Source organism: Jejuia spongiicola, from assembly GCF_023502325.1.
GTDB classification, from domain to species: domain Bacteria; phylum Bacteroidota; class Bacteroidia; order Flavobacteriales; family Flavobacteriaceae; genus Wocania_A; species Wocania_A spongiicola.
Window position 1 is genome coordinate 36,849 of sequence record NZ_JAMFLZ010000007.1, and the last position, 25,709, is coordinate 62,557.

At 32.3% G+C, this 25,709-nt stretch carries 20 protein-coding genes; 8 read left to right on the top strand and 12 right to left on the bottom strand.

Annotated features, from left to right (window positions below):
• The first annotated feature begins 34 nt into the window (after positions 1-34).
• Together M3P09_RS14485 and dxs are read left to right on the top strand one after the other, a co-directional pair.
• Positions 35-988: an energy transducer TonB gene (locus M3P09_RS14485; protein ID WP_249973694.1), complete on the top strand. Its 954-nt coding sequence runs from the start codon at positions 35-37 to the stop codon at positions 986-988.
• A gap of 22 nt (positions 989-1,010) precedes the next feature.
• Positions 1,011-2,777 carry a 1-deoxy-D-xylulose-5-phosphate synthase gene (dxs, locus tag M3P09_RS14490; RefSeq protein ID WP_249973695.1) on the top strand — a complete coding sequence of 589 codons (1,767 nt, stop codon included), beginning with the start codon at positions 1,011-1,013 and terminating at the stop codon, positions 2,775-2,777.
• 151 nt (positions 2,778-2,928) lie between these two features.
• On the opposite strand, the gene M3P09_RS14495 is transcribed toward dxs, so the two are convergent.
• Positions 2,929-4,269, bottom strand: a complete 1,341-nt coding sequence (locus tag M3P09_RS14495; protein WP_249973696.1) for a deoxyguanosinetriphosphate triphosphohydrolase — start codon at positions 4,267-4,269, stop codon at positions 2,929-2,931.
• A gap of 159 nt (positions 4,270-4,428) precedes the next feature.
• Between M3P09_RS14495 and M3P09_RS14500 the strand changes: the two genes are divergently transcribed.
• The 3 genes from M3P09_RS14500 to M3P09_RS14510 all read left to right on the top strand — a co-directional run bounded on the left by M3P09_RS14500 (position 4,429) and on the right by M3P09_RS14510 (position 9,287).
• A complete protein-coding gene (locus M3P09_RS14500) occupies positions 4,429-4,809 on the top strand; it encodes a carboxypeptidase-like regulatory domain-containing protein (protein WP_099565367.1) in 381 nt (126 codons plus the stop codon).
• Positions 4,810-5,058: 249 nt separating this feature from the next.
• A complete protein-coding gene (locus M3P09_RS14505; RefSeq protein WP_099565366.1) occupies positions 5,059-6,378 on the top strand; it encodes a hypothetical protein in 1,320 nt (439 codons plus the stop codon).
• An 80-nt stretch (positions 6,379-6,458) separates the two neighbouring features.
• Positions 6,459-9,287: a TonB-dependent receptor gene (locus tag M3P09_RS14510; protein ID WP_249973697.1), complete on the top strand. Its 2,829-nt coding sequence runs from the start codon at positions 6,459-6,461 to the stop codon at positions 9,285-9,287.
• Positions 9,288-9,364: 77 nt separating this feature from the next.
• Here M3P09_RS14510 and M3P09_RS14515 read toward each other — a convergent pair whose 3' ends face one another.
• Positions 9,365-9,688 carry a toxin-antitoxin system YwqK family antitoxin gene (locus M3P09_RS14515; protein WP_099565364.1) on the bottom strand — a complete coding sequence of 108 codons (324 nt, stop codon included), beginning with the start codon at positions 9,686-9,688 and terminating at the stop codon, positions 9,365-9,367.
• Positions 9,689-10,086: 398 nt separating this feature from the next.
• Between M3P09_RS14515 and M3P09_RS14520 the strand changes: the two genes are divergently transcribed.
• The 3 genes from M3P09_RS14520 (at position 10,087) to M3P09_RS14530 (ending at position 14,466) form a co-directional block, all read left to right on the top strand.
• Entirely contained in the window at positions 10,087-11,292 is a 1,206-nt protein-coding gene (locus M3P09_RS14520; protein WP_249973698.1) for a porin, read from the top strand.
• A gap of 72 nt (positions 11,293-11,364) precedes the next feature.
• Positions 11,365-13,668, top strand: coding sequence for an inorganic phosphate transporter (locus M3P09_RS14525; RefSeq protein WP_249973699.1), 2,304 nt, complete (start codon positions 11,365-11,367; stop codon positions 13,666-13,668).
• A 75-nt stretch (positions 13,669-13,743) separates the two neighbouring features.
• Positions 13,744-14,466, top strand: coding sequence for a DUF6503 family protein (locus M3P09_RS14530; RefSeq protein ID WP_249973700.1), 723 nt, complete (start codon positions 13,744-13,746; stop codon positions 14,464-14,466).
• On the opposite strand, the gene chrA is transcribed toward M3P09_RS14530, so the two are convergent.
• The 10 genes from chrA to M3P09_RS14580 all read right to left on the bottom strand — a co-directional run bounded on the left by chrA (position 14,455) and on the right by M3P09_RS14580 (position 25,652).
• Entirely contained in the window at positions 14,455-15,585 is a 1,131-nt protein-coding gene (gene chrA, locus M3P09_RS14535; RefSeq protein WP_249973701.1) for a chromate efflux transporter, read from the bottom strand. The genes M3P09_RS14530 and chrA overlap by 12 nt on opposite strands.
• A 42-nt stretch (positions 15,586-15,627) precedes the next feature.
• A complete protein-coding gene (locus M3P09_RS14540; protein ID WP_249973702.1) occupies positions 15,628-16,065 on the bottom strand; it encodes a nucleoside deaminase in 438 nt (145 codons plus the stop codon).
• A gap of 2 nt (positions 16,066-16,067) precedes the next feature.
• Complete coding sequence (locus M3P09_RS14545; RefSeq protein ID WP_249973703.1) at positions 16,068-16,571, bottom strand: RDD family protein; 504 nt, start codon at positions 16,569-16,571, stop codon at positions 16,068-16,070.
• A gap of 140 nt (positions 16,572-16,711) precedes the next feature.
• The gene (locus tag M3P09_RS14550) at positions 16,712-19,195 is read right to left on the bottom strand and encodes a ribonucleoside-diphosphate reductase subunit alpha (RefSeq protein WP_099565451.1); all 2,484 of its coding nucleotides are present in this window, start codon (positions 19,193-19,195) and stop codon (positions 16,712-16,714) included.
• Between the two features lie 199 nt (positions 19,196-19,394).
• Positions 19,395-20,375: a ribonucleotide-diphosphate reductase subunit beta gene (locus M3P09_RS14555; RefSeq protein WP_099565357.1), complete on the bottom strand. Its 981-nt coding sequence runs from the start codon at positions 20,373-20,375 to the stop codon at positions 19,395-19,397.
• Between the two features lie 295 nt (positions 20,376-20,670).
• Positions 20,671-22,251 (bottom strand): T9SS type A sorting domain-containing protein, encoded by a 1,581-nt coding sequence (locus M3P09_RS14560; protein WP_249973704.1) that lies wholly within the window; start codon positions 22,249-22,251, stop codon positions 20,671-20,673.
• Positions 22,252-22,262: 11 nt separating this feature from the next.
• The gene (locus M3P09_RS14565) at positions 22,263-22,826 is read right to left on the bottom strand and encodes a hypothetical protein (RefSeq protein WP_249973705.1); all 564 of its coding nucleotides are present in this window, start codon (positions 22,824-22,826) and stop codon (positions 22,263-22,265) included.
• Positions 22,827-22,851: 25 nt separating this feature from the next.
• Entirely contained in the window at positions 22,852-23,394 is a 543-nt protein-coding gene (locus M3P09_RS14570) for a DUF6882 domain-containing protein (protein WP_249973706.1), read from the bottom strand.
• 37 nt (positions 23,395-23,431) lie between these two features.
• Positions 23,432-24,784 (bottom strand): hemopexin repeat-containing protein, encoded by a 1,353-nt coding sequence (locus M3P09_RS14575; protein WP_249973707.1) that lies wholly within the window; start codon positions 24,782-24,784, stop codon positions 23,432-23,434.
• 19 nt (positions 24,785-24,803) lie between these two features.
• The gene (locus tag M3P09_RS14580; RefSeq protein ID WP_249973708.1) at positions 24,804-25,652 is read right to left on the bottom strand and encodes a DUF4412 domain-containing protein; all 849 of its coding nucleotides are present in this window, start codon (positions 25,650-25,652) and stop codon (positions 24,804-24,806) included.
• Positions 25,653-25,709: the final 57 nt, after the last annotated feature.

Consider the following 25,709-nt stretch of genomic DNA (forward strand, 5'->3'; position numbering starts at 1 on the left):
AAGAAAATTGATATTCATAATTAAACCCTTTCTTATGAAAAAATATTATTCCATTTCAATTCCTAAACCTTGTCATGAAGATTGGAACGCTATGACTCCAAAAGAAAAAGGGAAATTTTGTAATTTTTGTGTAAAAACAGTTATAGATTTTACAAAAATGAGCAGTTTAGAAATTCAAGATTTTATCAATGAAAACAAAAGCAATCGTATTTGCGGTCATTTTAAGCAAACACAATTAGATAGTATAAACATTAATGTACCGTCACATATTATCGAACAACAACAAAGCTTTCACAAACTCTTTTTATTGGTTTTATTAATTACAATGGGAACCACTTTAATGAATTGCACCAATAAAAATGGAAGCAAACAGAAAATTGACAGTATTGAAGTAATTGATTCTATCGACAATAAAACAATTAATATTCTTGGAGGCTTATCTAGAAATATTATTGATGATTCAATCCAAAAGAAAACGTATAAAACACCTTCAGAAAAAGTCACAATTCATGAAGTTATGACTGATGGCGAGTTGATTATTGAAACCGTTGGCGATATAGAATTTATTGAAACTACTACAGAAATTGAAGGAGAAATAGAGATAATGGAGGATATAATAGCTGAAGAAGAATTAGTTATAGGTTATTTAGTAGCTGAAACTCCTCCAGAGTTTAAAAATACGCCTCAAAGCTTTTCAACAGAAGAAAGGCGAGATTATATGTCAAAACATATAACAAAAATTGTTTCAAAAAATTTTAATCCATCTGTTTGTTTAGAATTCGAAGGTAGACTAAAGATACAAACCAGATTTGAAATAGATACTTTAGGGTTTGTAAAAAATATTAGGGCTAGAGCTCCACATTCAAAATTAGAAGAAGAAGCAAAACGCGTTATTCAACTTTTACCACAATTTACTCCGGCAAAACAAAGTGATAAACCCATTACGGTTGTTTACAGTTTACCAATTATTATTCAAGCAGAAGATTAATAAATTCTTGTACTTTTGCTTCGTGCAAAACAACTTTTTAAATCATATAAACTCACCCAATGAGCTGCGTCTTTTAAAGCAAGAAGACTTACCGCAACTTGCAAAAGAATTACGTGGCTTTATAATTAATATTGTCGCCACTAAAGAAGGTCATTTAGGAGCAAGTTTAGGTGTTGTAGAACTCACTATTGCTCTACATTATGTGTTTAACACTCCCGAAGATCAACTTATTTGGGATGTTGGCCATCAAGCTTACGGGCATAAAATTTTAACCGAACGAAAAGCTATTTTTCACACTAACAGACAGATGGATGGCATTAGCGGTTTTCCAAAACGCGAGGAAAGTGTTTATGATACTTTTGGGGTTGGGCATGCATCAACTTCTATATCGGCAGCATTAGGAATGGCAATTGCATCGCAGTTAAAAGGTGAAGACAAACACCATATTGCTGTTATTGGAGATGCAAGTATAGCTAGTGGAATGGCTTTTGAAGGCTTAAATCATGCTGGTGTGACTGACGCTAATTTGTTAGTTATTTTAAACGATAATGCTATTGGCATAGACCCAAGTGTTGGTGCTTTAAAGCAATATTTAACTAATGTAAAAAAAGGCACTCAAAAACAAGATAACATTTTTGAAGCTTTAAATTTTGATTATTCTGGACCTATAGATGGGCATGATATTGAGGCTGTTATTTCAGAGTTAAGGCGTTTAAAAACTGTAAAAGGTCCAAAGTTTTTACATATCATCACTACTAAAGGCAAAGGTTTAAAACAGGCCGAAGAGAATCAAGTAAAATATCATGCTCCAGGTAAATTTGATGCTAAAACAGGTAATCTTATAGTAAAAGGAGAAATAATTGAAGCTCCTAAGTATCAAGATGTTTTTGGGCATACCATTTTAGAACTAGCTAAAGAGAATACAAACATTGTTGGTATTACGCCTGCAATGCCAACTGGAAGTTCGCTAAAATATATGATGGACGAAATACCAGATCGTGCTTTTGATGTTGGTATTGCCGAACAACACGCAGTTACATTAGCTGCTGGTATGGCAACTCAAGGGTTAATCCCGTTTTGTAATATTTACTCAACATTTTTGCAACGTGCTTATGATCAAATCATTCACGATGTAGCCCTTCAAAAACTACCTGTTATTTTTTGTTTAGATCGTGCTGGTTTAGTTGGCGAAGATGGGGCAACTCATCACGGTGCTTTTGATTTAGCTTATTTAAGATGCATACCTAACTTGGTTGTATTTGCGCCAAGAAACGAGGTAGAATTACGCAATATTATGTACACTGCTCAATTAGGTTTAGAGCAACCCATAGCTATTAGATATCCTCGAGGAAGAGGGGTTACAATAGATTGGAAACAGCCTTTCAATAAAATTAAAATAGGCCAAGGTATCCTACTTAAAGAAGGTTCTAGAATTGCTGTTTTAAGTATTGGAAGCATTGCCAGAAATGTTACTAAAGCTATTGAAGGACTGAGTAATACAAAAGAAATAGCACATTACGACATGCGGTTTGTAAAACCTTTAGATGAAAGTATACTTCATACCGTTTTTAAAACTTATGAAACTATTATTACAATTGAAGACGGTACAATAAAAGGCGGATTTGGGTCAGCTATTTTAGAATTTGCTTCAACCAATAATTATAAAAATACGACTAAAGTTTTAGGTGTTCCTGATAGGTTTATTGAACATGGAAGTGTTAATGAGCTACAAAAATCTATTGGTTTGGACGTCGAGAGTCTGCTACATTATTTTAATAGTTTATTGTAAAACCTGTTTTTGCGTTAGGGATTGTTGTGACATCCTTTTTTGAATCACGAGAAAAAGATATAGCGAAATATTTATGTTCATGAATTCAATGATTTAAAATAGAACCGTATGAATAAAAGTACGACCCTTGTGGTAACGCCAAAATAATAATTTAAATTTCTAGCCCTTTTATTTTTTTATATTCCAAAATTGCTTTACTGTCTGATAACAACGAGACATAGTAACTCACACTCATTAAACGTTGATACAAACTAGACTTATCGGTTTTAATAGTTTTCGGCAAGCTTTTTAAAATGAGCTTATCATAATTAGAAGTGGTGTTATTAAATGCATTATTTATAGCACTTGTATAGGTGTTTAACAAGGTGTTGATGACTCCATATCCTGCAATTTCTTTATCGACAACTTCGGTAGATTGGTAAATGTTTTCAACACTTATTTTAATAATATCGTTTATTTGGGCTTCGTACTTACTTTTATCTAGCAAAGCGCAGTCAAAACCACCATTTAAAATAGCATCTTCATTAGCCATAAAAACATCAACCGCTTCGCTTATTAAGGATCCTATAGCAAGAGCCCGTAAATAACCCACACGATCTTCTTTGGTTGAAAGGGCATAATAGTTTTCTGGTTTTATATTATTCCTAATAATTTTTGACAGGTATTCTAGAGCAAACTCTTCTTGAATTAACCCCAGATTAATGCCATCTTCAAAATCTATAATAGTATAACAAATATCATCAGCAGCTTCAACTAAAAAAGCTAGCGGATGACGAGAAAAACTAAGATGCTTTTCACTTCTTTTTAATAAACCAAGCTCGTTAGCTACATCTGTAAACGCTTCTTTTTCACTTTGAAAAAAGCCGTATTTTTTGTCAGCAATGTGATGTGTTGGCTTTTTAGGTAATGATTCTTTTGGGTATTTCATAAACGCGCCAAGTGTTGCATAACTTAAACGCAATCCGCCATCTCTTCCTGCTCTACTTTCGGTTAAAATTTTAAATCCATTTGCATTTCCTTCAAAATCGCACAAATCTTGATACTCTTTATCAGTTAACTGAGCTTTAAATTTTTGTCCATTTCCTGTTTTAAAAAACTCCCCAATAGCCTTTTCTCCTGAATGCCCAAAAGGCGGGTTTCCTATATCATGTGCTAAAGCTGCAGCTGCTACAATGGCTCCAAAATCATTAGCTTGATATCCATGAATGCTTTGTAAATGCGGGTGTTTTTCCAATAACTTTTGCCCTACTCGCCTTCCTAAAGAACGCCCTACCACACTAACTTCTAAACTATGCGTTAATCGCGTGTGTACAAAGTCTGTTTCGGATAAAGGGATAACTTGTGTTTTATCTTGAAGGCTTCTGAATTCTGACGAAAAAATTATTCGGTCATAATCAACTTCAAACCCTAAACGCGTTTCATCTTGTTCTTTTCTGATTCGTTTATTGGTGTCGCCAAAGCGTTTTAAGGATAGTAATTGTTCCCAGTTCATTTTAAAGTTTTAAACGCAAGCAAGATAAGTAAATTCAATAAAATTAAATCTAAAATTTGGTAACATTAAGGTAACATTTTAATCACTCTTGTTTAATATTTACTTAACACTGCGGTTATAATAAATATTTTTCTTTGCATAGCATTTATAAGATTACTAATGAGACACATTATATTTATCGCTACCTTTTTTGTAACTGCATTATCTTTTGCACAACAAACAGGATCTATACAAGGTCATTTGTTAGATATTGAATCTAATAACGCGCCTTTAATTTATGCAAAAGTTATAATTAAAGAAACTGGTGCTGAAGTTTTATCAGATGAAAAAGGAGTATTTAAATTTAAAAACTTAAAGGAAGGCAGCTATACTCTAGTAAGTAGCTTTGTTGGTTATGAAACTAAAGAATCTACTGTTAAAGTAATCGATGGTAAATCAATCAACGTAAAGTTACATTTAAAAGCAGACTCAATATCTTTAGACGATTTAATGTTAACATTAGCAAGTGCTGATAAAAAAGATACTTCTATAAACAAATAGTAAAGTTAGAATAGATTAAAAAAAAGCAATTTCCAATTTAATGGAAGTTGCTTTTTTTTTATGCAATAAGATAATCTCGATTCAATGTTAATTCAATGTAAAATAATATCTCACAATTATCTATTTAAAGTAACATTAAGCTAACACTTTTATCACGGTTCTTTAATCTTTAGGTAACACTCTATTTACAGTCTCATAGTTTCTTTGCGGCAACAAATAAAACAAAAAAAATATCTAAAATTAAAACTCATGAAAAAATTATTTTTAATCCTTTTAACGGCATCTACTTTAGTTTTTACTGGATGTCTTAAAGATGATGATACTCCTATAATAATAGAAGAAATTACAATTATCCAAGATGGAGGAGGAAGTAATAGTGGCACTCCAGTTATTGCTGTTACAGGAGCTATCGCGGTAAACACAACTTGGACAAACGATAATATATATGAATTAAACCAAAAGGTTGTTGTTCAAGATGGTGTAACATTAACTATTGAAGCTGGTACAATTATAAAAGGTAAGCCAGGAACAGGATCTTTAGCCTCTGCTTTAATCATAGCTAGAGGAGCAAAAATTAATGCTGAAGGAACATCTACAAGTCCTATAATATTTACTTCTTCAAGCGATAATATTGATGCAGGCCAAACAGCTGGAACTAACCTAAACGAAAGCAACAGAGGACTTTGGGGAGGTTTAATCATTTTAGGTCATGCGCCTTGTTCTTTTAAAGGAGACTTAACCGAAGTGCAAATAGAAGGAATTCCTGCTGATGATACTTTTGGTTTATATGGAGGTACTATAGCTGATGACGATTCTGGTATCCTTAGATATGTATCTATTAGACATGGTGGTGCTTTAATTGGTGAAGGAAACGAAATAAACGGTCTTACACTTGGTGGTGTTGGTAGTAAAACTGTTATTGATAACATAGAAGTTGTTGCTAATGTTGATGATGGTATTGAGTTTTTTGGAGGAACTGTAAATGCTACAAACTTATTAGTTTGGGCTCAAGGTGATGATGGTTTAGATATTGATCAAGCTTATTCTGGAACTATTGATAATGCTGTTGTGATATTAGGTGACGCTTCTGACCATGCCTTAGAAATAGACGGAAGAGAAGGCACTGCAACAGGGTCTTTCACTTTAACCAACGTAACCTTGATGGGGAATTTAAATACTTCAAATGGTGAATATGCTGATTTTAGAAGTAAAGCCACTGGAACTGTATCTAATGTTTATGCAAAAGGTTTTAAAGATAATTCAGATGTTGAGTTAGATAACAATGCAGTGTCTCAAAACTTTTTAGATGGTTTAATAACATTTAGCAATTGGGAAATCGCTGGATTTGACAACAGTGTTTTCTTAGAAAAAGTTGGATGTGCAGAAAACTGTGATGATACAGATGAAACAAATGACATTCCTGAAGACAAAATTATTTTAGCTCCAACATTTACCGAAAGAGCTGCTGATTGGACAACGCAAGTTACAGATGGTGCTCAAACTGTAGGAGCTACAACATCAAACCTTAACTGGACATATGCAAATACTGCAGGTGGTTTAGGGTTCTAAAAAGAGTCCATTTTATTAAAAATTAAATGTACTACTGCTTACTATAATTTAAAGTGAGCAGTAGTTTACAAATTATATACATGAAAAATATTTATATAGTTCTTACCCTATTTTTAAGTTCATTGATTAGCTTAAATGCACAAACTGGAACTTTGGCTGGAAATGTGCTTGATGGCGAATATAATAATGAACCTATGGCGTTTGCTAATATTTTAGTAAAAGGAACTACAACAGGTACAACTTCAGATTTTGATGGGAAATATCAACTAAATCTTGATGAAGGAACTTACACCATCATTTTTTCTTTTGTAGGGTATCAGTCTAAAGAAATAAGTGACGTTGTAATTAAGTCAGGTCAGGTCCTTGATCTAGATGTTATATTAACATCAAACTCTTTAGACGAAATAATTATTACTACAAGTGTTAAACGAAATACTGAAAACGCAGTACTAAATATTCAAAAAAAATCTGTTACTCTTTTAGATGGTTTATCGGCTCAAAGTATAAAATCTAGTGGTGCTGGTAATTTAGCCAGTGCTGTTAAAAGTGTTCCAGGAGTTTCAGTTGAAGGCGGTAAATATGTATATGTTAGAGGTCTAGGAGATCGCTATACAAAATCTACTTTAAATGGTGTAGACATTCCTGGTTTAGACCCAGATAGAAACACGATTCAAATGGATATTTTTCCAACAAATATTTTAGATAATATTATAGTAATTAAGTCTGCTGCTGCAGAATACCCTGCAGATTTTACTGGTGGTGTAGTTGATATTGTAACTAAAGATTTTCCAACAAAATTTGAAGCTTCAATATCTCTAGGTGCTGGTTACAACCCAAGCATGCATGGTAAAGACAATTACTTAAACGGGACTGCAAGCAGTACTGACTTTTTTGGATATGATGATAACTCAAGAAGCAGACCTATACATAGGTACCAAAATATTCCTGGTACTTTTGAAAACAGAGGGTTATTAACAACACTTACTGGTCGTTTTGATAACGAGTTAAGAGCAAAGCAAAGTACAAGTAACCCTAACTTTGATTTTGGTTTTACATTAGGTGATCAATTTGAAGTAGGAGAAAACAATAAATTGGGTTACTTAGCATCATTTTCATACAAAAACAACACTACATTTTACGAAAACCGTTTAGATGGTGCATACTCAATTGATGCAAATGATAAGTCAAACAATCAATTAGTTACAGATAGAATTTCAAGCGGTAGTGAAGGTAGTAATAATGTGCTTTTAAATGGACTTGTTGGGCTTACATTTAAAACCCAAAACTCAAAATTTAGAGTAAATGTACTACACATTCAAAATGGAGAGTCTACTGGTGGTTTTTTTAATCAACTTGTAGCACAAGGTGGATCTGGGTCTGGATCAGGTTTTGAGCCATTAACTAAAGATGCTATTACTTATACTGAGCGTTCTGTTACCAATGTGCTTTTAAACGGTAAACATTCTTTTGGAGCAGAAAACGATTGGAATTTTGATTGGAAATTGTCGCCTACTATTTCAAAAGTTCATGACTTAGATCATAGAGTTACTCCTCTACAAGAATCACAATCTGGAGAGTTTTTTATTAGCGCTTCAGCAGCAACATTCCCTATACGTATCTGGCGTTTTTTACAAGAGGAAAATTGGGCTGGCAAACTAGATTTCAGCAAAAAATATGAATTATTTGGTAAACCCGCTAAAGTAAAATTTGGAGGCGGTCATACTTACAAATTTAGAGATTTTAGTGTTGATGACTGGACTTTTGATAACAATGGGACACCAGTTGTCGACGGAAATCCAAACAATATATTATTGCCCGAAAATATTTGGAGTAGAGACAATAATAATGGTACATATCTTATTTCTGGGGATATATTCAACCCAAATGATGCTTATGAAGGAGAACAACATATTTCTTCAACATATGTCTCTAACGAATTTAATATTACTGAGAATTTAAAATCAATTTTAGGCTTAAGAGCTGAAGCATTTACATCATATTATACAGGACAAGATGGTACCGAATTATATGATCGGTTTAAAGTATTAGATGAATATGATTTATTTCCATCTGCAAACTTTATTTATGCAGTTACAGAAAAATCAAATATACGTTCGTCTTATTACAGAACCACAGCAAGACCATCATTTAAGGAGGCATCATTATCTCAAATTTTCGATCCAATTACAGACAGGTTGTTTATTGGTAATATCAATTTAAAACCAACATACGTAAACAACTTCGATTTAAGATTCGAAAATTTTGGTGATGCTGGACAAATGTTTGCAGTAAGTGCTTTTTATAAAGATTTTACTGACCCTCTTGAAAAATCATTTTTTGCTTCTGCCCCGACCCAACTAACAATTGGGAATTTAGGTAGCGCAAAAGTATATGGAGCTGAAGTAGAATTTAGAAAACACCTAGGTTTCATTTCTGAAGGATTAAAAAACCTTAAGTTTTCTTTAAACGCTTCTGTTACAGAATCTAAATTAACTATGTCTGATGAAGAGTTTAACTCTAGGCAAGCCAATGCAAGGACAGGGGAAACTATTGACAGAAAAAGAAACCTACAAGGGCAATCGCCTTTCTTAATAAATACAAGTTTAAACTATTCTAATGAAGACCTAGGGTTACAAACCGGGTTGTTTTTCAACATGCAAGGAAAAACACTTGAAGTTGTTGGTTTGGGTGGTGTTCCAGATGTATTTACTAAGCCTTTTGAAAGCTTAAACTTTACATTAAATAAGTCTTTTGGAGAAAGCAAAAAATCTTCAATTGATATAAAAGTTTCAAACATTCTAGGCAGCGAAAGAGAAAGTGTATACCAATCATTTAGAGCTAAAGACCAAATATTTTCTTTAAGAGAGCCAGGAACAGAGTTTTCAATTGGTTACTCATATAAATTTTAAACTGTAATAAAATAAGTTTAAAACAAAAAAATCGCCTAAAATTTAGGCGATTTTTTTATTTCAAAATTGGAGTTAACTTATAAAGAAGCTACATTATTGTCATAATTAACAACCTTTTTTTTGCCTTCAATCCAATGAATCCATTTGCCGACTTTTTTACCATTATCATAATTTGCAGAAACGATTTTTTCTCCTTCTGTGTTAAAGCTTAGCCACTGTCCTTGCAATTTACCATCAGCGGTAAATGACCCTGTTTGACTTACAGTACCATTCTCATGATAATAAACAGCATCAATCAAGTTTGTTTCTTTATTAAGCTTTAAATCTCTCTTTTGCTTTTCTTGTGCAAAAGATACCACAGTAATTAAAAAGGTGAAAAGTAATAAAATTGATTTCTTCATAATTATGGGGGTTTATATTATTATAATTCAAATATACAAATCGCATAACATTAAAACAACCTTCACTTAACGTTGAATTAACATTGAAATTATAAAATATTGATTGTTAGCGTTTTACAAAAAAATTATTGATGAAGATTTAACATTGGAAAGCTTAATAATAACTTAATATTGGGGTTACATTCACATTAACTTAAACCATGATATTTGCCATGTCTTAAGACAAAACAATTAGTATTTCATATAATCTATTAGTTTTTGTCGACTACATTATTATGATTTCTAATGAGGCTGCCTTAGGCCAAGGCAGTCTTTTTTTGTCTAAAAATTAATCATTAGGAAACATTAAGTTAACATTGGTTTTAGTTCTTTGCAGCGACAAAAACTAAAAAATTATAATGAAACTTAAATTTACTCTAGTAGCTATTACTTTTTTAGCACTTACATCTCTTTATTCTCAAGAAATTAGTGATACCAAGTTTGGTAAAGGTTTAATAAATTTCACAGCTAAAGACAGTTCTTTTAGCGTTAAGTTCGCACCTCGTTTTCAAGTACGTTCAATTTCATCATGGGATCATGACGGCAATCAATATGGAAGCCCTGAACATAACTTTATTGTAAGGCGTGCTCGTTTAAAATTTGATGGTTTTGCATACAGCCCAAAACTTAAGTATAAATTAGAGTTAGGACTTTCAAACAGAGATATATCTGGAGCTAATCAATTTAACAGAAATACACCGCGTTATATTTTAGATGCAGTAATTATGTGGAATTTTGCAGGAAATTGGGAGCTATGGGCTGGTCAGACTAAACTTCCAGGAAATGTTGAACGTGTTGTGTCTTCGGCTAATCTTCAATTAGTAGATCGCTCTTTATTAAACAGTCGTTTTAATATTGACCGAGATTTAGGAGTTCAATTACGACATAAAACTAGTTTAGGAGGTGATTTTTTAATGCGTGAAAAATTTTCAATCTCACAGGGAGAAGGACGTAATGTTACTGAAGGAAATGAAGGCGGTTTACAATACACCACCCGTTTAGAGTTTTTACCTTTTGGAACTTTTAAATCTAAAGGTGATTACAGTCAATCTGATTTAAAACGTGAAGTTAAACCTAAATTAATGGTTGGTTTTACTTATAATTTGAATCAAGATGCTGTTAGAGAAAGAGGCTTTTCTGGTGATTATATGTTTAGAAGTGATGGCACTTTATACGAAACAGACATTACTACATTTTTTGCTGATGCTATGTTTAAATATGATGGTTTTTCTTTTATGGGAGAATATGCAAAGAGAACCGCAGATAGTCCTGTAGCAATAGATTTAGATGGTGTTACACCAACCGGTGATATTGTTTTAACAGGTAATGCCTTAAATTTACAAGCTGGTTATTTATTTAAAAGCAATTACGAATTAGTAGGTCGTTTTACAACAGTAGATTATGAGACTGTTACAAACACACTACCAAGAAAGCAATATACACTTGGTTTTAATAAATTTGTTGTAGGTCATAAATTAAAGGTGCAGTCAGATATTAATTATACTACTACAGACGGGAACAAGGACAATATAACGTTTAGACTAGGATTTGATATTCATTTTTAAAATAAATAAAACATAACATTAACATAACATATCTGACCCAAACAGTCAAGATATTTGCAAAATCAAAAATATATGGAGAATATGTATTTATTAATGGTAATAGCAATTACAATTTTAGCAGTCGCTGATATTATAGTAGGCGTAAGTAATGATGCTATTAACTTCTTAAATTCTGCTATTGGTTCTAAAGCTATTTCTATAAGAACAATAATGATTGTTGCTAGTTTAGGAATTTTTATAGGGGCTGTTTTTTCAAGTGGAATGATGGAAGTTGCTAGAAAAGGAATTTTTGTTCCTGCGCAATTTGAATTTGGTGAGATCATGCTAATCTTTATGGCTGTTATGATAACAGATATACTGTTACTAGACTTCTTTAATACACTAGGCTTACCTACTTCAACAACAGTATCTATTGTATTTAATTTATTAGGGGCAGCCGTTGTAATGTCTTTAATAAAAATAGGAGCTTCAGATACTCAAACATTTGCAGATTTAGGAAGTTATATAAATCAGGAAAAAGCGATAACAATTATAAGTGGAATCTTATTATCTGTATTTATAGCTTTTACTGTAGGTGCCATTGTACAATGGATTTCGCGTGTTATTTTTACATTTAACTACGAGAAAAAAATAAAGAATTTTGGAATTCTTTTTGGTGGCGTTGCATTAACAGCCATTACTTATTTTATCTTCTTAAAAGGATTAAAAGGGACACCTTATTATAAAGAACTAAAAGGTTTGCTTGAAGGAAATGAAATTTTTATCATTATAGGTAGTTTTGCTTTTTGGACATTGTTCTCATTTATATTCGAGAAATTAACTAAGAAAACCGTTTTATTGGTAGTTATAGCTATTGGAACTTTTGGGTTAGCGTTAGCCTTTTCTGGTAACGATTTAGTAAACTTTATTGGTGTACCAATGGCAGCGTATCATTCATATGAAGCTTGGGTAGCTGGAGGTATGGATACAACAATGTCTATGGCTGTTCTAGACAAAAAAGTACCAGCCGAACCATTATTACTTTTTATTGCAGGTGCAATTATGGTAGCAACTTTGTGGCTTTCTAAAAAAGCCAAAACTGTAGCAGAGACCGAAATTAGCTTATCTAGACAAGGTGATACTCATGAGAAGTTTGAACCTAATGCATTATCTAGAGCAGTAGTTAAAGGGTCATCCGCTTTATCGAGTTATTTTAGTGCTATTTTACCAAACTCTTTCTTAAACGGGATAAACAATAGTTTCCAAAAATCAGATATCATTTTAACAAAAGACCAAAGTATTGATGCTCCAGCATTTGATATGATTAGAGCTTCTGTAAATCTTATGGTAGCAGGTGTATTAATTGCTATTGCTACATCTATGAAACTACCATTATCTACAACTTATGTAACATTTATGGTTGCTATGGGAACCTCTTTAGCCGATAGAGCTTGGGGAAGAGAAAGTGCTGTATATCGTGTAGCTGGCGTTTTAAATGTTATTGGAGGTTGGTTTGGAACCGCAATTGGGGCATTTATTGCTGCGGGTACTGTAGTGTTTTTAATAAATTGGAACCCACAAGTAATGACACCAATATTATTACTTATTACAGCTTTCTTACTATACAGAAACTACAAATCACATAAAAATAAATCTACAAAAGCAAACGATGAAGATAGCTTAAAAGAAACGGGTAGCAGATCTGTACAAGGCGTAATTCATGAAAGTGCTGATAATATTGCCAACGTTGTAAAACGTGGAAATAAAATTTATACTAATGCAGTAAAAGGCTTAGCTAAACAAGATCTAACTTTACTAAAAAAGAATAAAAAACAAGTTGCTAAATTATCTGAAGAAGTTGATAGCTTACGTGATAACATCTTCTATTTTATTAAAAATTTAGATGAAACAAGTTTAAGGGCCAGCAGCTTTTATATTAATATATTAGGTTACTTAGAAGATATTGTACAATCTTTAGAATATATTTCTAAAGTAAGTCATAAACACATTAATAATAACCATAAGAAGCTTAAATTTAGTCAAATTAAAGAGCTTAAGGAAATTGACGATGCTTTAGAAACTTTGCTTAATGATACAAAAGATGCTTTTAACTCTCGCTCTTTTGAACAAATAGGATTGGTTATTAATCGCAAAAAAGAAATTTTCGACTTAGTTACCGATAAAATTGTTAAGCAAGTAGCCAGAACAAGAACAGAAGAATCTAGTCCAAAAAACACAACCTTATACTTTGGATTATTATTAGAAACAAAAGATTTGTTGACAGCAACTATGAATCTTCTGGAAGAGTATCATAACTCTCATGATGCTTCCGTAGAACCTGCAACTATTAATGTTGTAGATGAAACTACAGAAAATAGCGAAAGCTCTGATGAATAAAAATCAAATACATTACTTAAAAAAACACCTCAATTGAGGTGTTTTTTGTTTTGTATATTTAGCAAAAATCACAATATGAAACTTCACTTATTTATCTGCTTCTCTTTATTTTTAGGCCTAACTTCTTTTAGCCAACAAATAAGTGGGTCTGAGCTTCTTAATAAAGCTATTAAATACCACGACCCAAATAATAATTGGGAAACGTTTAATGCTTCTTTTAACGTTATTATGGAAACACCAAATAATTCAAATAGAAATTCTAAAATTGTGATTAATTTGCCTGAGGAGCATTTTTATTTAAAAGCAAAAAGAGATACTATAATAACAGAATATAACCTAAACAAAGATACTTGTACTATATCCCTAAACGGGGAAAAAAATATATCTGATGATGTTTTAAAAGCTAATAATTTAAGTTGTGAAAGGGCAAGCCTATATAAAAACTATTATACTTATTTATATGGATTGCCTATGAAACTTAAAGATGATGGTACCATAATAGATAATAAGGTTGAACAAAAAACTTTTAAAGGAAAAGATTATTTAGTTTTAAAGGTAAACTACGATTCTAATGTTGGAAAAGACGTTTGGTATTTCTATTTCAATCCCGAAAACTATGCTATGGAAGTCTATCAATTTTATAAAACTGATGACAAAGGCTCAGTTAAAAAAGATAGCGGGGAATATATTTTACTTACTGGGGAAGAAATTATTAGAGGTATAAAAATGCCAAAAAATAGAGCGTGGTACTATAACAAAGCTGATGACTACCTTGGTACAGATATATTAAAAAAGTAGAAGTAAGTATCCTAAAACTGAACCAATAGCAATAATCCACATCGTCGATATTTTTGTTCCAAACGTAAGATAGCTACAAAGTATAGCAATTAGTATTGTTCTCCAATCTACTATTGTATCTATAGTCATAACAACTAGTACCGATAACATTACCGCAACAGCAGCAACATTAACTGCATCAAGAAAATGTCTTAATATTTTTGATTGTCGCATTCTGGAAATAAAAGGATTCAAAATAAGAACAAATAAAAACGATGGTAAAAAAATTCCGGTTGTGGCCGCAATTGCTCCAGGAAAGCCTGAAAGCTGATACCCAATAAATGTAGAAGTTGACAATACTGGTCCAGGAGTAAACTGTCCAACTGCAATAGCATCAATAAGTTCTGGCCTTGTAAGCCAACCTCTAGAAACTAATTCTGCATCTAAATATGCGAATAACACATAACCACTACCGTATAAAATAGCGCCAACTTTTAAAAACATTAAAAATACTTTTAGAGAAGATAATTTCACTACTGTTTCACTAACCACAAGGCTCAATAGAATAGGTGAAATACTTAATGTTTTATTTTGAATACGTTCTTTTAAATAAAAATATCCCATACCAAAAATACCTGCTAATAATAAGGCTAATACTTCATTTACTCCAAGTAAACTAACTACAAGTACTAAAACACCCAAAACAGCTAATTCAGTACTTTTAATTGCTTTTTTACTCAACTTAATTATTGCTGATGCTATAATTGCCAAAACTGCAGGTTTTATACCAATAATAAAAGGTTTTACCTCTGGTAATTCGCCATATTTAACATACAAATACGCTAAAAGCCCTGTAATTATAATTGCAGGGAAAATAAAGCAAATTCCAGCTACAAAAAGCCCTTTTCTTCCTGCTCGTTCATAACCACAGTGCATAGTCATTTCAGTTGAATTGGGTCCAGGGATTAGGTTTGTTGCACCAATCATATCCAGAAAGTAATTGCGCGTCATCCACTTTCGCTTTGCAACAATTTCTTCTTCCATCATCGCAATATGGGCAGCTGGTCCACCAAATGCAAAAAAACCTAGTTTAAAAAAAACTTGAGCGACCTCTTTAAGCTTGTTTTTCTGAGTTTGCATTCTTATAAAAATATTTTGATTTCATTAAAATGAATATGTTTTTTACTCTCCAATATCTTCGTTCCATAATTCAGGATTCATTGAGATGAAAGACTCCATAAGTTCAATACAAGTTTTATTGTTTACAACTTCAACGGCAACTCCCCGAGATTTCAATAGAGATTCATCTCCAAGAAATGTTTTGTTCTCTCCTATAACAACTTTTGGAATACCATACAATAAAATAGCTCCAGAACACATTGAGCATGGTGATAATGTTGTGTACAAAGTACATGCTTTATAAACACTTGCTGCTTGTCGTCCTGCGTTTTCGAAAGCATCCATTTCTCCATGTAAAACTACGCTCCCGTTTTGTATTCTTTTATTGTGTCCTCTGCCTATTATTTTTCCTTTATAAACTATAACAGACCCAATAGGAATACCTCCTTCGTTCAACCCTTTTTTTGCTTCTTCTATTGCAGCTACTAAAAATTTATCCATTTTTATTCTTGTAAAACACCTATTTGGTCGAGTTCGCTATAAGATGTTTTCCTTGCTTCAAATTTTGCAGTATCTACAACAAAAGTTCCAGAGATAGAATCATGCCACCCTTTACCATTGGTTCCTAAAAAGGATAAGCCATCAAAAGGAATCATTCTACAAAAGCTTCTTTTAAGAATATCAAGATGAGATGGTTTTTGTCCATTAGGAAGCACCACCATAGTCTTTGTAACATATTTCCCTAGAGTTTTTGAAGTAAGTGATTCCATTAAAAAGAAATAAGCTATCATTAGCGAATAAGTATAAAGTAAATCTTCAAAAGTTGACAATCCATTCAAAAAATCATTTAATCCATAATAACCTGTGAACTCACCTATATAAAAAAATAAATAAGCCAACCCATAGGAGATAGCATATTGTGGAGCTAAGTCAATAAGATGGTTTACAAATCGGCTATTCTTTGAGGCTAATAAGTCTTCTGTAATACGAAAATCAGGATTATTCATATATGGTCGGTTTAATTATAGCCTAAAAATAGCTTTTTTCAATCAAAATGTGGTAATAAAAAAAGCACCTCTTTCGAAGTGCTTTTTTAAAAATTTGGGGTTCCCCCTTTCGAGGGAACAAACCCAATGTTTATATACTTTTAAGATCCGCACATTAAGCAATCGTCTCCTTCTGCTGCTTTTGCTTGTGCAATAAGCGCTTTCATCTCATCAGCAGACATAGGCTCAACTTCTGGTTTATTTTGTTGTGCAAATTTAGCGGCATTTTGAGCTGCTAATTTCTTTTTCTTTGCTTCTTCTTGCTGAGCTACAACATTATCAACTTCAACAGTTTCTGCAACTGGTTCTTCTTTCTTTGTTGTATCTAAAGTGAATTTAATAGCATCAACCGCACTTTTAGTACGTAAATAGTACATTCCTGTTTTTAAGCCACTTTTCCATGCATAAAAATGCATCGATGTTAATTTTGCCATGGTAGCGCCCTCTAAAAATAAGTTAAGTGATTGAGATTGATCTATAAAATATCCTCTTTGACGAGACATATCTATAATATCTTTCATGCTCAGTTCCCAAACTGTTTTATATAAATCTTTAATATCTTGAGGAATAATATCAATGTGTTGCACTGAACCATTTGCTCTCATAATAGCTTGCTTTAAGTTATCATCCCAAAGCCCTAATTCTACTAAGTCTTCTAGTAAATGTTTATTAACAACAATAAACTCACCAGATAACACGCGACGTGTATAAATGTTTGATGTATATGGCTCAAAACATTCATTATTTCCAAGAATTTGAGATGTTGATGCTGTTGGCATTGGCGCTACTAATAATGAATTACGAACACCATTTTTAAGTACTTGCTTACGTAGTTTTGCCCAATCCCAATTACCGCTTAATTCATCATCTTTAATGTTCCAAAGGTTATGTTGAAAGTCGCCTTTACTAATAGGAGACCCTTCGTAAGTTTGATAAGGGCCATCTGCTTTAGCCTCTTCCATACTTGCGGTAACAGCTGCATAGTAAAGTGTTTCAAAAATATCTTGGTTTAATTTTTTTGCTTCATCACTTGTAAAAGGCATACGTAATTGAATAAAAGTATCTGCTAAACCTTGAACGCCTAAACCAATAGGACGATGACGCATATTTGAGTTTTCTGCTTCTTTTACTGGATAGTAATTTCTATCGATAACTCTATTTAAGTTTTTAGTAACACGTTTTGTAATGCGGAATAACTCTTTATGGTCAAAAGCTCCGTTTTTAACAAACATTGGTAATGCTATTGAAGCTAAATTACAAACGGCAACCTCATCTGGAGATGTATATTCTAAAATTTCTGTACAAAGGTTTGACGAACGAATAGTTCCTAAATTTTGTTGATTAGATTTACGGTTTGCCGCATCTTTATACAACATATATGGTGTTCCTGTTTCAATTTGAGATTCTAATATTTTCTCCCAAAGTTCACGTGCTTTAATTGTTTTACGCCCTTTCCCTTCAGCTTCATATTTAGTATATAAAGTTTCAAAAGCTTCGCTGTGCACTTCATCTAACCCTGGGCATTCATTAGGACACATTAACGTCCATTCGCCATCTTCTTGTACACGTTTCATAAATAAATCAGACGTCCACATTGCATAAAACAAATCACGTGCACGCATTTCTTCTTTACCATGGTTTTTCTTCAAGTCAAGAAAATCAAAAATATCAGCATGCCATGTTTCAATATAAATAGCAAAACTTCCTTTACGTTTTCCGCCACCTTGATCTACATAACGTGCCGTATCGTTAAATACTTGTAGCATAGGAACAATACCGTTTGATGTTCCGTTTGTTCCTGCAATATAACTTCCTGTTGCACGAACATTGTGTATTGCTAATCCAATTCCTCCTGCTGATTGTGATATTTTTGCAGTTTGTTTTAGTGTATCATAAATCCCATCTATACTATCTTCTTTCATTGTTAAAAGAAAACAAGACGACATTTGTGGCTTTGGTGTGCCTGAATTAAATAATGTTGGTGTAGCGTGTGTAAAATATTTTTTAGACATTAACTCATAAGTCTCGATGGCTGCATCTAAATCATTTAAATGAATTCCTATTGAAACACGCATAAGCATATGCTGTGGCCGTTCAGCTATTTCTCCATTAAGTTTTAATAAATAAGAACGCTCTAATGTTTTAAACCCAAAATAATCGTATCCAAAATCGCGATTATAAATAATTGTAGAATCTAAACGATCCTTATTTTCCATAATAACATTATAAACCTCATCGGATAAAAGTGGTGCATCTTTTCCTGTTCTAGGATTTACATATGTATAAAGGTCGTGCATTACCTCACTAAATGTTTTCTTAGTGTTTTTGTGTAAGTTAGAAACCGAAATTCTAGCTGCTAAACGCGCATAATCTGGATGTGCTGTTGTCATAGTTGCAGCAATTTCAGCAGCAAGATTATCCAATTCGCTAGTAGTAACACCGTCGTACAAACCTTCAATTACACGCATGGCTACTTTTAATGGATCTACCAGTTCATTAAGTCCATAACATAACTTTCTCACTCTAGCTGTAATCTTGTCGAACATGATCTGTTCTTTTCTGCCGTCTCTTTTTACTACATACATAATTTTTACACGTTTTAATTTTTTCTGATACACCTTCAGAAAAATGGTTAGTTGGATATTCTAAATTTGAAACTATTGGTTACTTAGTATCAAAGTCAGTTAATTAAAAAATATTTACTTATTTATTGAAAATCGATTCTCTTTGAGGATTCAAAGATCACGAAACACTCTTTTTGTTATTTTAAATTGATTTCTTCATTTAGAAATCTTCATCAAAACTAAATTTATTTTCATCGTCCTCTTTATTAAGAACACCTGCTTTTTGATATTCAGACACTCGTTTTTCAAAGAAATTAGTTTTTCCTTGTAACGAAATCATATCCATAAAGTCGAATGGATTTGTTGAGTTATAAACTTTATCACAACCAAATTCTACTAATAATCTATCTGTTACAAATTCTAAATATTGTGTCATTAACTTCGCATTCATACCTATTAAGCTAACAGGAAGTGACTCGGTAATAAACATGCGCTCAATATCTAGGGCATTAGTAAGAATATCTGTGATTCTATCCTTTGGAACTTTATTTACAATATGGTGCTGATGTAAATGCACAGCAAAATCGCAATGCAAACCTTCATCTCTAGAAATAAGCTCGTTAGAAAATGTTAATCCAGGTAACAAACCACGTTTTTTAAGCCAGAAAATAGAGCAAAAACTCCCTGAAAAGAAGATCCCTTCAACTGCTGCAAAAGCAATTAAGCGTTCTGCAAAACTTGGAGAGTCTATCCATTTAAGAGCCCAATCTGCCTTTTCTTTTATGGCTGGAAAAACTTCAATGGCATTAAATAATGCATCTTTTTCTTTATCGTCTTTTACATAAGTATCAATTAATAACGAATACACTTCAGAATGAATATTCTCCATCATGATTTGAAAACCATAAAAGAATTTAGCTTCTGAGTATTGTACTTCAGACACAAAGTTTTCAGCTAAATTTTCGTTTACAATACCATCACTGGCTGCAAAAAAGGCTAAAACATGTTTGATAAAATAGCGTTCGTCATCATTTAATTTGTTATTCCAATCGTTAAGATCTTGATGTAAATCAATCTCTTCAGCTGTCCAAATACTAGCCTCTTGCTTTTTATACCATTCCCATATATCATGATGTTGAATTGGAAAAATAACAAAACGATCTTTGTTTTCTTGTAAAATGGGTTCAATAGCTTGAGACATTATTTTTGTTTTTTATAAAAGATTGGACGAAAAATTTGATGCAATTTCGGGATAACAAAGATTGCAAAATGATTGACATGTTTTAAGAAATTTAACGAAACCTTTTCAACAAGTTTTTAACAATGAGAAAATACCACAAAAAACATATGTGTTTTTTGTTATACTTTCAACTAATTGATTATCAATTAATTACAAATTAATTTGTTAAAAACAAAAATCTTGATTTTTTGAATAGAACCCCTATAAAACCGCTTGGTTTGAGGCGTTTTTTGAGAAGATTTTATTTTAAAAAAAATTAAATCTTTTTCAAAAACTTAAAATTGAAGATTTTTTTATTTTGCTTTAAGTTTAATATATAAAATCCTGTTTTTAAATTTGAAATGTCAATAGCTTTATTTGCTTTTGAAAGATTTCCAAAACTGATTTGTTTTCCGGTTGCATCAAAAATTTTATACTCGCTTTTATTTTTGAGTTGTTCTATAAACAATTTTGAACTTGCTGGATTAGGGTGAATTTTTATTTTATCACTTAGCAGCATATAATCTGGATTACTTAAACTCCCAGAAGATTCAAAAATGTATGCAGAACCGGCACCGTTAAGACCATTATTACCTTGCACGTCATCATCTTCCTGATGCGCTCCAACAATAACAAAACTATCACTTATTGCCACAGTTGTTGCAAAACTATCCTGCCCTTCTCTATCTGAAGCCACGAGTTTTTGAGTTTCTACCCAATTATCATTAATATCTTTTTCAAAAACATAAGCAGATCCTGGATTTGTTAAAGTATTATTTCCAGAAGCATCTTCGTCTTCTTTATAAGCGCCAACAATAGCTTTATTATTACTTATTGAAACGGAATGTCCAAAAACGTCTCCTAATGCTCTATCTGATGGCACTACTTTTTGAACTTGGCTCCAATTTCCACTTGTAGCTCTTTCAAAAATATATGCAGACCCAGAACTACTTATGTTATTCATATTGTTTTCATCCTCTTCTTCAGATCTAGCTCCTATTAACGCATAATTGCCACTTATAGAAACAGCGTATCCAAATTCATCGTCTTCTGCTCTATCTAATGCTACAATTTTTTGTGTTTGCGCCCAAGCACCACTAGCTTTTTCAAAAATATATGCAGAACCCGCCCATTGTAAATTATTACTCCCTGCAACATCCTCTTCTTCTCTGTGCACACCTACAATGGCATAGTCTCCATCAATAGCCACTGAAAACCCAAACCAATCGTCTTCTGCTCTATCAGATGCCACCAATTTTTTAGTTTGTGTCCATACACCTCCACTATTACTAAAGATATATGCAGATCCAGCTTCATACAAATTAGCCCCGCCAAACTCACTTTCCTCTTCGTTGTAGGCACCAACGATAAAATTATCTCCGCTTATTGATACTGAAAAACCAAACAAATCATTATTAGTTGCATCATTGGCTTCAACTTTTTGAGTTTCAGCCCAATTACCTGTACCATCTCTTTTAAAAACATAAACAGCTCCAGCAACATGTTCTGGTGCTCCAACAATAGCATAATCTCCACTAATAGATACGGATGTTCCAAAGTGATCATTAGAAGATCTATCTGATGCTACAATTTTTTGTACTTGCATCCAACCTCCGTTTGTATCTCTTTCAAAAATATAGGCGCAACCGGCAGATCCCATACCATTATTTCCAGATACGTCTTCATCTCCAAAAGGCTCTCCAACTATAGCATAATTGCCGCTTATTGATACTGAAAACCCGAATTCATCATTAGTAGATCTATCTGAAGACACTATTTTTGTTGCTTCTGCCCAAGTTTGTGCGTTTATTTTAAAAACCAGTATACAAAAAATCAGTAGTAGTATTTTTCCTTTCATATACTTAACTTTTATTTAATTTTTAAAGTCAATATTGCAGGCTCTATTTCTTGTTCGCCTTCAAAACTCATTTTTAAAAAATAATAGCTTTCGTCTTCTTTTGAAAATGTATCTCCTCCTGGAACAAATGTGTCACCACCTGGTACAAACATGTCACCGCCAGGAATAAACATATCGCCTCCAGGTATTAATTCTCTTTCTATATTTTCGCAGATGCTATTTGCAATAAAACAGTATAAGCCTTTTTGATTTACAAGAGCGCCTTCAGATTTACACTCCCAAATTGCACTTGTATTTTCTTCAATAAATTTAAAATCGTAACCACCTTCAGGTAGTTCATCATCAATAAACTCACCCATCTTACTTTTTAATAGTTCAAGTTTAACAATGCATATCAACTTTTTTACTTCTTTACTTTCAGAATTAATATAGATAAAGCTTTCGCCTATACGCTCAAAATCTAACCCCGTTTTGTTTAATGTTTTTATAGTTTGAGCATTTACCACAAAGTTTTGAGCGATAATTGAATTTGTATTAAATACTAATAAGATTATTAAAAGTTTAATTGTTTTCATTTTAATATTGTTTTTGTTGTTATGATTAATTTATTTTTTGAATTTTAGTAAAAACCACATAGTTATATTCTGTTTTTGTGTAATGCCTTGCTCCACCTTCACCTTTAACAATGTAGTTGGTAATTCCTACCATTTCCCAAGCCTCTTTTTCACTACCTGACCAAGTTGCAGTTTTAAGTTTTTGACAATCATTTTTTAAGCCAAAAGCTTTAACTTTTTCTAATTTTGATTCTTTTTCCTCTGAAGCACTTACCCAAGACCAAGTCCATGTTTTTTCAGTAACATCTATTTTACCAACATGGATAAAATCAATGTTTAAATAAGGGATTCCGTTTTTGAAAACAGAAACTTTGCTTTTTTCAAAATCGTAGTTCCATTTGTAATTTTGATTGTTTTCATCTGAGAAATAAGTACTCTGAAAATGCGCTAACTGTGTCCAAAGCGAATCTAATTGCTGTGTTATTAATAATTCGCAATCTATGACTTGCTCTACAGTTTTATCTTCTTGACCTTTGCATTTTAAAAATAGTGATGCCATTAAAATGAGTATTAAAACAGGTGTTTTCATGGATGAGAGTTTAGAAGTGTTCTTTAAATGTAACTGATTATTTAAATAAATTTTGATGAGCCATTTCCCAATTGACTACTCTTCTATCTGACAAAGAATATGTATAAATAATATCCTTTTTGAAAAACATAATTTTAATCCATTTGTATTTTTTATTTTCATAGATATGAGCTGCATCTATATAGTTTGGCACGTTTTTAAACTTATCACTTATATTACCTGTTTCTATAACCCTATTTAAAGAAGAGGCATTATATTTATAATATTTGGTGTCTTTAAAAAGATAAACATGATCTTTAATTGCTATCGCTGCATCTACATTTTTTGAAAGCCCTCTCCATGCGCCTCTCCCTATATAATCTGTCTCATCAACGCTTCTTGAACTTGGATCATATCTATAGTATTTCGAGCCTTTAAAAAAGTAGTATTTCTTTGTAATAGGGTGTTGCAAAGAAGCATCAATATCTTTAGGTATGCCTTTATACCAATCATAACCCAGTCTCATTTTATAAACTCTATCTGAATTAGGATATAAGGTTAATGCAATGCCTTTAATATTATCTCCAAGAATATTTCTGCTAGAAGGAAGCTTGTCTAAAATTTGTCTTACTGTATAATTCTCATTGTATGATTTTATATTCATTCCATGAGCGCCTCTAAAAAAATGAAAATCATCTTTATTCTCAACAACACCATCAATTTTGTGAAATAATCCTTTCCAACCATCTCTACCAATTATTCCATTTTTATCAACACTTCTTCCAAATACGTATCTATAATATTTATCTCCTGCAAAAAAATAAGCTTTGCCATTAGGGTGCATTATGGCGCTATCAATATTAGCAGGTAAGCCTTTCCAGCCATCTACACCAATAGTTCCAACTTTATCCATTTTATTTTTTTCAAAACTAAAACGATAATATCTTTTTCCTTTAAAAAAGTAAGCTTTGTTATTTGTAGGGTGCATAATAACAGCATCAAAAGGTCCAGCCAATCCATTCCATCCATCTTGACCAGTAACTCCAGTTTTATCTACTCTTTTTTTAATAAAATCGTAGCGTTGGTATGTGTTCCCTGTAAAAAAGTATGCTTTTTTGTTTTGGGGATGCATTAAAACGGCATCTACATTTTTTGTTACGCCGTACCACCCGTCTTTACCTATTACTCCCATTTTATCCAGTTTATCTGACACAGGATTATATTGGTGGAAAAACTGTCCTACAAAAAAATGAGCCTTACCACTAGTTGGGTGCAATACACTTGCATTTATTGCTTGTAAGTCGTTGTTATATACTGAAAATACATCATCAAAATTATTCGCTTGCGTTGTAAATAATCCTAAAAAAACGAACGTCGCTAATAATTGTGCCTGTTTTGTAAAAAATTTCATAATTATATCTTGCTTTTGATTAATCTTCAGTTAGCATTGCTGTGTCTCCTGTATTCATAAATTGGTATTCATTTATGGTGACAGTAGAGGGCTCGTTCTCTAAAGCAACACATACCATTTTAGAATTATATTTTTTCTTCTTTTTGTGTATAAAATTCATTTCTAGCACCAAACTACTATCTGCAGCTTCTAACCATTTAGGGTTAAATCCTTTTGGTGTATGTTTAGTGTGCGTGCCTAAAACCTGATTAAAGCTTACTGGCGCATCAAAAGCTACATACATTTTCATTTTATACTCACTACTTTCAAACTCAAAACCTTGACATTCATATCCTAAAATAGTTTTAGTGTCAATCTCTTTAAAAGTAAAATCTTCCAGGTCTTCGTTTTCATCTTCTTCATCGTTTTCAAGATTCTCATTTGTTGGTAAAATATGTCCCATCTTCTGTCCATTCATGTCAGAAAATAAAGTCATCACTTTCAAACTCTCATCCATAACCATAAGCATACTCCCTATTTGTTTATTCTTCCCCATATCAGGCTTTGCTCCAAAATATTTAGCTTCTGGCTTTAAGTAATATACCATATTAACGTTGTTGCCATTGGCTTGCATTTGCAAAACATACTTCCATTCAAACTCATAACTTAATGGCAAAATAGACGGGTCTTCGCTTTTTCTGGAAAAGTCAAAATTCAATACTTTTTCAGCACTTTTTTCAGCCATTCTTGCAGCTTTATCTTCGGCTTTTCTAATAATGGCTTCTTTTGCAGCTTCTTCAGCTCTCTGTTTTAGTTTTTTTAAAAACTGACCATGAGATAACTGACTTGAAAAAATAAAACCCAAAAGAAAAACTGGTAGTAATTTCATTTTCATAATGTTAACAGGATTTAATTAATTATATCTTTTAGTGTTGCCCCTTAAAAA